General features: G+C 60.2%; 4 protein-coding genes. 2 read left to right on the forward strand and 2 right to left on the reverse strand.

Features of this window, described 5'->3' with window-relative positions; all coding sequences use genetic code 11:
- A partial coding sequence (locus tag ERD80_RS15195; protein ID WP_136547479.1) for an aldehyde dehydrogenase family protein occupies positions 1-1,380 on the reverse strand: 1,380 nt, incomplete at its 3' end.
- Positions 1,381-1,641: 261 nt separating this feature from the next.
- On the opposite strand from ERD80_RS15195, the gene ERD80_RS15200 reads away from it, so the two are divergent.
- Positions 1,642-3,408, forward strand: coding sequence for a sigma-54-dependent Fis family transcriptional regulator (locus tag ERD80_RS15200; RefSeq protein WP_136547481.1), 1,767 nt, complete (start codon positions 1,642-1,644; stop codon positions 3,406-3,408).
- On the opposite strand, the gene ERD80_RS15205 is transcribed toward ERD80_RS15200, so the two are convergent.
- Positions 3,405-3,896, reverse strand: coding sequence for a YajQ family cyclic di-GMP-binding protein (locus tag ERD80_RS15205; RefSeq protein WP_021507173.1), 492 nt, complete (start codon positions 3,894-3,896; stop codon positions 3,405-3,407). The genes ERD80_RS15200 and ERD80_RS15205 overlap by 4 nt on opposite strands.
- Before the next feature lie 127 nt (positions 3,897-4,023).
- Here ERD80_RS15205 and ERD80_RS15210 point away from each other — a divergent pair.
- On the forward strand, positions 4,024-4,705 hold a 682-nt coding region (locus ERD80_RS15210), incomplete at its 3' end, for a 2-dehydropantoate 2-reductase (protein ID WP_136547483.1).

Below are 4,705 nucleotides of genomic sequence, written 5' to 3' on the forward strand. Positions count from 1 at the left end.
GTGATAGCAGTTGGTCCAGACGCGACCGGCTTTAATGCCGCGGCCCATGCGATACGCCAGATTGGTATCGCGCGTCCACACCCCCGCGCCCAGACCAAACTGGGTTTCATTGGCGATCGCGAGCGCCTCTGCCTCATCGTGGAACGTGGTGACGCCAATCACTGGCCCAAAAATCTCCTCCTGGAAACAGCGCATCTGGTTGCTGCCCTTGATCAGGGTGGGCTGGATGTAGAATCCGTTATTCAGCTCCGCGGCGATATGCGCACGCTCGCCCCCTGTCAGAATCTGACCGCCTTCTTCACGGGCGATGTTGATATAGGACAGGATTTTGTCGAATTGCTGGCGGGAAGCCTGAGCACCGATCATGGTGTCGGTATCGAGCGGATCGCCACGGCGAATGGTGGCAACCTTCGCCAGCACCCGCTCCATAAAGGGCTGGTAGATCGATTCATGAATCAACGCGCGCGAAGGACAGGTACAGACTTCGCCCTGATTGAAGAAGCCGAGCACCAGCCCCTCAACCGCTTTCTCGATGAACGCCTCTTCGCCCGACATCACATCCGCGAAGTAGATGTTGGGTGATTTGCCGCCCAGCTCGACGGTGCAGGGAATGATGTTCTCTGCCGCACAGGCCATGATATGCCGCCCGACCGGCGTGGATCCGGTAAAGGCAATTTTAGCGATGCGCTTGCTGGTGGCCAGCGCTTCGCCGGCTTCGCGGCCAAAGCCCTGCACCACATTCAGCACGCCCGGTGGGAACAGATCGCCAATCAGCTCCATCAGCAGCGTAATACCAAGCGGCGTCTGCTCAGCCGGTTTCAGCACCACGCAGTTACCGGCGGCCAGCGCCGGTGCCAGCTTCCACGCCGCCATGAGCAGCGGGAAATTCCACGGGATGATCTGTCCGACCACGCCGAGCGGCTCGTGGAAGTGATAGGCCACCGTGGTTTCGTCGATCTCAGCGGTGCTGCCCTCCTGCGCGCGCAGGCAGCCGGCAAAGTAGCGAAAATGGTCGACCGCCAGCGGCAGATCGGCGTTGAGCGTCTCGCGAATCGGTTTACCGTTATCCCAGCTCTCCGCTACCGCCAGCTTCTCAAGACTGGCTTCCATGCGATCGGCTACCTGCAGCAGCAGGTTGGCGCGCTGCTGTACGCTGGTTTTGCCCCACGCATCCGCAGCCTGATGCGCGGCATCCAGCGCCAGATCGATGTCGCGCGCGTCGGAGCGCGGGAACTGAGCGATATCGCTGCCGTCTACCGGTGAGGTGTTCATAAAGTACTGGCCGCTCAGCGGCTCGGTGAAGTTGCCGGCGATATAGTTGCCGTAGGTCGCCTGGAAAGAGACCAGCGCGCCGGGCGTGCCGGGATGTGCATAACGCATCGCAAACTCCTTATTATCAGGTCAGAGGGTCTGAACAGGCAGCGCAACTGCCTGTGTCGGTATTGCAGCGCGCGTGCCAGTTTTTTCTCATCAGGCGCAAAAGCGATAAATGCATTATTTATCAATCAAATAAATTCATGCCCCGCCAGCAAACCTGTCAGTCCTCCAGGACAAACGCGGTATCTGTGTTGCGTATCGCAACAGTGCAGAAACCCGAACGCTACAATGTTGCAACACTTACACGCCGTTCTGAGGTCATTCATGCAGGGAAATTCAGCCGCGTCTGCCGTGCACGCCAACCCGCTGTTAAGCGACTCCTGGTTCCGCAGCCAGCTGTATGGATTAGAGCGCAGCGCCGACGATTTCCCGCGCGTGCGTCAGGGCGAGCTGGCCGATGTGCTGGCCAGCAACGCCGGGCTGCAGCAGTTTGCGCAGCCGGTCATCCGCCAGCTGGCGCAGCAGATGGCGGAGACGCAGTCGGTGGTGATCCTGTCCGATGCCAGCGGGCTGGTGCTGAACACCTTTGGCGATATGCAGGCGCTGGAGAAAGCCCAGCGCTTTGCCCTGGCACCCGGTAATTTGTGGAGTGAATGCGGACGCGGCACCAATGCAATTGGCACCGCGCTGGCGATTGATGACGGCTGTGAAATTGATGGCCAGCAGCATTTCCTGACGCGCAACCAGGGTCTGTACTGCGCCGCAATGCCGTTGCAGATGCCCAACGGCCAGATAGCCGGCGTGCTGGATATCTCGGGTCCGGCACACTTTCCGCATCCGCATACCCTGAACCGGGTGAAAGCAGCGGCAAAGCAGATCGAGTACCTGTGGGTGAAGCAGAGCCTGCATCCGCAGCAGTGGCTGCTTAGTCTGCATCCGCAGCCGCAGGGCATCGACACCAGTGATGAACTGCTGCTGGTGTTTTCTGACAATGTGCTGACCGCAGCTAACCGGCTGGCGATGCGCGAACTGGCTCTCAGCGCCGATCGCTTTGCCAGCCTGACGTTTCAGCAGCTGTTTCCGCAACTGCAGCAGCAGGCCAACAGCGTTCCCGCCGCGGTCGACATTGGCACGCAGCGCTACTGGTTCCGCCTGCGCGCGCCGCAGCGCAGCCACGTCAGCGTGCCGGACAGTCGCACGCATGATCTGCCGCGCGTGCTGGGAGCTGACGGCGCAAAAATGCTGCGGTTGCTGGATGCCGGCGTTTCGCTGTGCATTTATGGTGAAACCGGCAGCGGCAAGGAGTATGTCAGCCGCGCGCTGCACCAGCAAAGCCGCTGGCGCACGGGCAAGTTTGTCGCCATCAACTGTGCCGCCATCCCCGAAGCGCTGATTGAATCCGAACTGTTTGGCTACCAGCCCGGCGCGTTTACCGGCGCCAGTAAAAATGGCTACATCGGCAAAATTCGCGAAGCGGATGGCGGCGTGCTGTTTCTGGATGAAATCGGTGACATGCCGCTGACGCTGCAGACCCGTTTGCTGCGCGTGCTGCAGGAAAAAGAGGTGGCGCCACTCGGCTCCAGTCGCAGCTGGCCGGTGAATTTTGCCGTGATTTGCGCCACGCATCGCGACCTGGCCCAGCGCGTGGCCGCCGGCGAATTTCGTGAGGATTTGCTCTATCGTCTGCAGGAGTTCGCGCTGACCCTTCCGCCGCTGCGCGCCTGGCCGAACGTCGCCGGGTTTATCCGCGATTTATGGCAGGAACTGGGAGCCGCGCAGCGTGGCGTACAGCTGTCTCCGGCGCTGCTGACGGCGCTGGCGCAGCAGCCATGGCCGGGCAATGTGCGCCAGCTACGCAGTCTGCTGCGCGTGCTGCTGGCGCTCGCCGATGAGGGCGAAACGCTGACGGAAAGTCACTTGCCGGCAGAGTATCGCCGCCCACCGGGCCCGCCGCTGCGCGAACGCCACGATGAACAGCTGATCAGTGAAACGCTGCAGCGCTATGACGGCAATATCAGTAAAGCGGCGCAGGCGCTGGGGGTCGCGCGCAGCACGCTGTATCGTCGTGCGGCACGCGACAGAGGGGATTAATCGCGGAAGTTTTTGAACTGGAACGGCTGACCCAGGTTGCCACCGCGCACCAGCGCCATCGCACCCTGCAGATCGTCGCGGGATTTACCGGTGACGCGCAGCTCTTCACCCTGAATCTGCGTCTGCACTTTCAGTTTGCTGTCTTTGATCAGCTTAACGATTTTCTTCGCGACATCGCTTTCGATGCCTTTTTTCAGCTTCGCTTCAACGCTCCAGCTTTTACCGCTGTGCACAATCTCTTCCGGTACTTCAATCGCTGCGCCTTCAATGCCGCGCTTCAGCAGCTTTTCACGCAGAATATCCACCAGCTGCTTCACCTGAAAATCCGATTCGCTGGTGACTTTGATGGTCTCATTCTTTTCGTTGAGCTCAAAGCTGGCGCTCACGTTGCGGAAATCGAAACGGGTTGAGATCTCACGGTTGGCATTCTCCACCGCATTACGCACTTCCGGCAGTTCGACTTCGGAAACGATATCGAAAGATGGCATCTTTTCTTCTCCTGATACTAAAGTGACATGCATAATACGCGTCTTGTCGCGCTAATAAAACACGCGACGCGGAAAGCTATAATTAAGGGTGTGACACCCATTCACCCACCCGCCAGCGGGAGGCATAATGAAAATTACCGTGTTGGGTTGCGGCGCCCTGGGGCAAATCTGGCTCGCGGCCCTTGCACGCCAGGGACATGACGTTCAGGGCTGGCTGCGCGTACCGCAGCCGTACTGTTCGGTCAACGTGGTCGATCCACAGGGCCACGTCAGCAATCACACCTTCATCGCTAACGATCCGCTGTTTCTGGCTGAAAGCCAGCTGCTACTGGTGACCCTGAAAGCGCCACAGGTTTCACCTGCGGTGAAAAACCTGCAAAGCGTGCTACCACGCCACGCGCCGATCCTGCTGCTGCACAACGGCATGGGCACGATCGAAGAGCTCAAAGAAGTGCAGCAGCCGCTGCTGCGCGGCATCACCACGCACGCGGCGATGCGCGACGGCACGGTGATTAAACATGTCGCGCAGGGCATCACCCACATCGGGCCTGTCAGCCGCGAAAGCGCGGCGCTGAGCGATATCGCCGATATTCTGCATCAGGCGCTGCCGGACGTGGCGTGGCACGATAACATCGCGTCTGCCAGCTGGCGCAAGCTGGCAGTTAACTGCGTGATCAACACGCTGACGGTTGAGCACGACTGCCAGAACGGCGCGCTGCGCGCCTGGCCGGAGCAGATTAACCGGCTGTGCGAGGAGCTGGCCTGGGTGATGGAGCGCGAGGGCCAGCACATTGCGCTGGATAACCTGC

Source organism: Pantoea sp. R102 (assembly GCF_004916815.1).
Taxonomy (GTDB): domain Bacteria; phylum Pseudomonadota; class Gammaproteobacteria; order Enterobacterales; family Enterobacteriaceae; genus Pantoea; species Pantoea dispersa.

Bases quoted from the DNA above. Each gene is read 5' to 3' on its own strand.
- ERD80_RS15205 (WP_021507173.1), bottom strand. From the start codon at position 3,896: ATGCCATCTTTCGATATCGTTTCCGAAGTCGAACTGCCGGAAGTGCGT.
- ERD80_RS15200 (WP_136547481.1), top strand. From the start codon at position 1,642: ATGCAGGGAAATTCAGCCGCGTCTGCCGTGCACGCCAACCCGCTGTTA.